Annotated in this window: 3 protein-coding genes; 2 read left to right on the forward strand and 1 reads right to left on the reverse strand. The window is 74.6% G+C overall.

From position 1 onward, the window contains the following. Window positions 1-446 precede the first annotated feature (446 nt). Window positions 447-1,703, reverse strand: coding sequence for a low specificity L-threonine aldolase (locus tag M8I34_RS40970; protein ID WP_374211061.1), 1,257 nt, complete (start codon window positions 1,701-1,703; stop codon window positions 447-449). Window positions 1,704-2,097: 394 nt separating this feature from the next. Between M8I34_RS40970 and M8I34_RS40975 the strand changes: the two genes are divergently transcribed. Both M8I34_RS40975 and panC read left to right on the forward strand, forming a co-directional pair. Next, window positions 2,098-3,141 (forward strand): Rossmann-like and DUF2520 domain-containing protein, encoded by a 1,044-nt coding sequence (locus tag M8I34_RS40975; protein ID WP_374211062.1) that lies wholly within the window; start codon window positions 2,098-2,100, stop codon window positions 3,139-3,141. Then, window positions 3,138-4,425, forward strand: a 1,288-nt coding sequence (panC, locus tag M8I34_RS40980; protein WP_250058142.1) for a pantoate--beta-alanine ligase, incomplete at its 3' end; no start/stop codon positions are given. The genes M8I34_RS40975 and panC, both read left to right, overlap by 4 nt.

Below are 4,425 nucleotides of genomic sequence, written 5' to 3' on the forward strand. Positions count from 1 at the left end.
GCCCGGAGCCCGGAGCCCGGAGCCCGGAGCCCGGAGCCCGGAGCCCGGAGCCCGGAGCCCGGAGCCTCGCCCCGTCCCGTCCCCAGCTCAGCCCAAGGCCCGCCGCCCCCATCCCAAGGCCACCGTCCAGCGCCCGAGGCTCGTCGTCCCCAGCCCAAGGCCTACCGCCCAGCGCCCGAGGCCTGCCGCCCTGCGCCCAAGGCTCAGCGCCCCCAGCCCAAGGCCCACCGCCCAGCGCCCAAGCCCCGCCGCCCTGCACTCAAGGCTCGACGCCCCCAGCCCGTCGCCCTGAGCCCTAAGGCCCGGCGTCCCGAGCCTCATGGCCGCCCCCGAGCCCCACCGCAGCCGCGGGCCCCACCGCAGTCACAGGCCCCCCGCCGCAGCCCTCACCGCCGCCCCGAGGCCCAGCCCCCCTCAAGACCACGCCAACCCCACCCCCGGCGCCCTCACCCCCCAACGCGGCGCACGGAGTCCATGAACTCCTTGGTGGCCGCTCGTATCTCTGTCTCCGTCCAGTCCATGGCGGACGCGGAAACCGTCACCTCGGTCAGTGCCACGCCGGGCGGGCCGGGCGGCGTGGGCTCGAACCACCTCTGGAACACCGCTGTCCTGGTTTCCTCCGCCTGGCGCAGGACGGCCTCGTCGAGCAGCTCGGGCGGGTGCGGCAGCCACACGTGGAACTGATGGGTGTGCGGCACCTCCGGGTGCACCCTGAACCACGGGACACCGGCCTCGGCCAGGCCCTCGCCCAGCGCGCGGGCCACGACCTTCGCATGGGCCACGTACTCCGGCAGTCGTGGCAGCTCACGGTCCATGCCGATCAGCGCGGCCAGCGCGGCCGGCCACTGCTGGAACAGCTGACCGCCGTACCGGTGCCGCCAGGCCCGTGCCTCCTCGACGAAGTCCTCGGTGCCCGCGAGCGCGGCGCCCGATATGCCGTCCAGTGACTTGTAGAAGGAGACGTACACGCTGTCCGCGAGGGCCGCGATCTCCGGGAGCGTACGGCCGAAGTGCGGGCCGCACTCCCACAGTCGCGCGCCGTCGAAGTGCACCACCGCATCACGGTCCCGCGCCGCCGCCACCACCGTGGTCAGCTCGTCCCACGACGGCAGGACGAATCCGGCCTCCCGCAGTGGGAGTTCGAGAGAAAGGGCTCCGAACGGCTCCGCCAGGTCATATATCTCCGCGGCGGTCGGCAGTCGCGGTGCGTTCGTCGGATGCACCATGCGCAGCCCGCTGACCACCGCATAGGCGTCGCGCTCATGCATCTCCAGATGCGACAGATGATGGCCGGCGACCGTTGCGTTGCCCGTACGCCCTGCCCAGCAGCGCAGCGCCACCTGCTGGGCCATCGTGCCGGTCGGGAAGAAGGCGGCGGCCTCGGTGCCCAGGGCGTCGGCGGTCCGGCGTTCCAGCTCGCCGACCACGCTGTCGTCGTTGCCGTAGAAATCCGGCCGGTTGTCCAGGTCGTGCGCGGCCGGAGCATCGGCCACCAGACGGTCCAGCCGCTCGCGGAGGGTCTCCAGGGACGCGTCTCCCGCCAGCATGCGCTCCGAGCCGCGGAAGGCCGCCAGCCTCCGCGCCCGCTTCGCCGACTCGGCACTCGTCCCGGCCTGTGCGGCACCCGAGGCGCCCTCCGAGGCCTGATCGGTGGCACTGCCTGGACCATCCACGGCCGCCCCGCCCGAAGCGTCGTCCGACACGCGCCCCGAAGTACGCCCAGCAGTTCCCCCCGAGCTTTCCCGCACCGCCCCGCCCGTAATACGCCCCGCATCGCCACCCGAGACTTCCCGCGAGCCCGAGCCCGAGCCCGAGCCCGACTCAGACCCCGAGTCCGTCACGCCGCCGTCCGCTTCCCCCATGCGCCTCATATGCCCCCTGGCTGCTGTTTCCCTGACGCTTTCTGCGCTTCTTCTGCGCTTCGTTGCATCGAGCATGGCGCAGTCCCGCGCGGCGCCGCGACCCCTGTGGATAACTCCCGCGCGAGACCCCCGTCTCACCTTCCGCACAGCTCTGAATACCGCCGGAAACACTCGCGTAGCATGGCGATGAATCGTCCGGTACCCCCCGCGGACTGGAACGGAAGGCCATCGCCGCGTGAATGCAATGCCACCCACCGAGGCCCAGGACCGCCCCGCCCGGCTGACCGTCGGAGTCGTCGGCGCGGGCCGTGTCGGGCCCGCCCTCGCCGCTTCGCTCCAGCTCGCAGGGCATCGCCCGGTTGCCGTGTCGGGCGTCTCCGACGCCTCCGTACGACGCGCCGCCGAGCTGCTGCCCGATGTCCCGCTGGTCACCCCGGCCGAGGTGCTCGCCCGTGCCGACCTCGTTCTGCTGACCGTCCCCGACGACGCCCTCGCCGACCTGGTGAGCGGCCTCGCCGAGACCGGCGCCGTACGGCCCGGCCAGCTGCTGGTGCACACCTCCGGCCGGTTCGGCACCGCCGTGCTGGACCCGGCCACCCGCGCCGGCGCCCTGCCGCTCGCCCTGCACCCGGCCATGACGTTCACCGGCACCTCCGTGGACGTCCAGCGGCTGGCCGGCTGCTCGTTCGGCGTGACCTCGCCCGACGAGCTGCGGATGGCCGCCGAAGCGCTGGTCATCGAGATGGGCGGGGAGCCCGAGTGGATCGCGGAATCAGCCCGTCCGCTCTACCACGCGGCGCTCGCCATCGGCGCAAACCACCTGGTCACGCTCGTGGCCCAGTCGATGGAGCTGCTCCACGACGCGGGCGTGCAGGCCCCGGACCGGATGCTGGGGCCGCTGCTCGGCGCCGCCCTGGACAACGCGCTGCGGTCCGGTGACGCGGCGCTGACCGGCCCGGTCGCACGGGGTGACGCCGGCACCGTCGCCGCCCATATCGCGGAGCTGCGCCGGCATGCGCCGCAGAGCGTCGCCGGGTATGTCGCCATGGCCCGTACGACCGCGGACCGGGCGCTGGACCACGGTCTGCTGAAGCCGGAACTGGCCGAGGACCTGCTCGATGTGCTCGCCGACCACGGCGACGGCCCCGGCCCCGCACCGGGCACCTCCGCCCCCGACACGTCCGGCCCGGACTCCGACCCCCGCGGCCCCGACGTCTCCGGCCCGGACCCCGACGCGCCCGACGCCCCCGACCACGGCCCCGAGGAAGGCGACCGATGACCTCCTCGCCGCTGAGCCCCCACCCGGACCAGCCCGCGAACGCGAGCCATCCCACCCCGCCCGTGGACGCCGGCCACCAGGCCCGGACCGCGGACGCAAGCCACCCCGCCCCGCCCGCGGACGCAAGCCACCCCGCCCCGCCCGCGGACGCAAGCCACCCCGCCCCGCCCGCGGACGCAAGCCACGCCGCCCACCTCGTCCACACCGCCGCCGCCCTCCGCGACCTGCCGCGCAGCACCGGTGCCCGCGCCGTCGTCATGACCATGGGCGCTCTGCACGAGGGCCACGCCACCTTGGTCCGCGCCGCCCGCCACCGGGTCGGCCCCGAGGGCCAGGTCGTCGTCACGGTCTTCGTCAATCCGCTGCAATTCGGTGCCGGGGAGGACCTCGACCGCTATCCGCGCACCCTGGACGCGGATGTCGAGCTGGCCGCCGCGGCGGGCGCGGACGTGGTCTTCGCCCCGTCCGTCGACGAGGTCTACCCGGGCGGCGAACCGCAGATCCGGATCGCCGCGGGCCCCATGGGCACCCTCCTGGAAGGCGCCAGCCGCCCCGGGCACTTCGACGGCGTGCTGACCGTCGTCGCCAAGCTGCTGCATCTGACGGCGCCGGACCTCGCCTTCTACGGGCAGAAGGACGCCCAGCAGCTCGCGGTCATCACGCGGATGGCCGCCGACCTCAACTTCCCCGTCGAGATCGTCGGCGTCCCCACGGTGCGCGAGGAAGACGGACTCGCCCTCTCCAGCCGCAACCGCTACCTCTCCGGCCCGGAGCGCTGCACCGCGCTCGCGCTGTCGGCGGCGCTGTTCGCGGCCCGCGACCGGCTCGCCGCCGAGGAGGCGCTGCGCGTCCGTGCCGCCTCCGTGGGCCACCACCCGGCGCCGGACCGTGCCGCGGCGCTGGCCGCCCTCGGCGAGGACCGGGCCGCCGCCGACGCACACGCCGTCGCCTACGCCGCCGCGGGCGTCCTGCACGGCCCGGCGGTGGCGCGCGCCGCGGCCCGCGCGGTGCTGGACGACGCCGCCCGTCTGGATCCGCCGCTCACGCTCGACTACCTGGCCCTGGTCGACCCGTCGGACTTCACCGAGGTCCCGGACGCGTACGAGGGCGAGGCCATCCTCGCGGTCGCCGCCAAGGTGGGCAGCACACGACTCATCGACAACATCCGCCTCGTCTTCGGCGCCGGACGACCGGAGGCGACGGCTGCCCAACAGGGCGGAACCACCACGGAAGCGGCGGACACGGCGGACGCAGTGGACGTGGCGGACGCAGCCACATCCGCCA

The sequence above is a fragment of the Streptomyces sp. MCA2 genome, from assembly GCF_023544705.1.
Classification (GTDB): domain Bacteria; phylum Actinomycetota; class Actinomycetes; order Streptomycetales; family Streptomycetaceae; genus Streptomyces; species Streptomyces decoyicus.